The organism is Pseudomonas sp. SIMBA_067, assembly GCF_046534675.1.
In the GTDB taxonomy this organism is placed as follows: Bacteria; Pseudomonadota; Gammaproteobacteria; order Pseudomonadales; family Pseudomonadaceae; genus Aquipseudomonas; species Aquipseudomonas putida.
The window spans coordinates 1-258 of record NZ_JAWRYH010000752.1 but is presented as its reverse complement, the minus strand read 5'-3'; the positions used below and the strand labels follow the sequence as shown (position 1 = coordinate 258).

Here is a 258-nt window from a genome sequence, read left to right as displayed (position 1 = left end):
CAACGCCGCGCGCCACCATTCCCTGGCGTTCGGTATTAATTTGCCAGCGTAAATCCTGACGCTGGGTTTCGCCTGCCAGATGCAGCGGTAATTCCGGCGTTTTGATTTTCACCAGCATCGCCGGGAGTTTCAGCGGCGTGTTATTGCCGAGAAGATTTTTTGCCAGCACCATCGCGCTAAGTTGAATCGGCTGGAGGAACGGCAATACCTGACCGTTAATTTCCGCGCAATCGCCCAGCGCGTAAATATCGGTATTAC

At 53.9% G+C, this 258-nt stretch carries 1 pseudogene; it reads right to left on the bottom strand.

What is annotated here, in order from left to right:
• Positions 1-258: pseudogene (locus tag SB765_RS31185) on the bottom strand (FAD-dependent oxidoreductase); the annotation flags it as partial.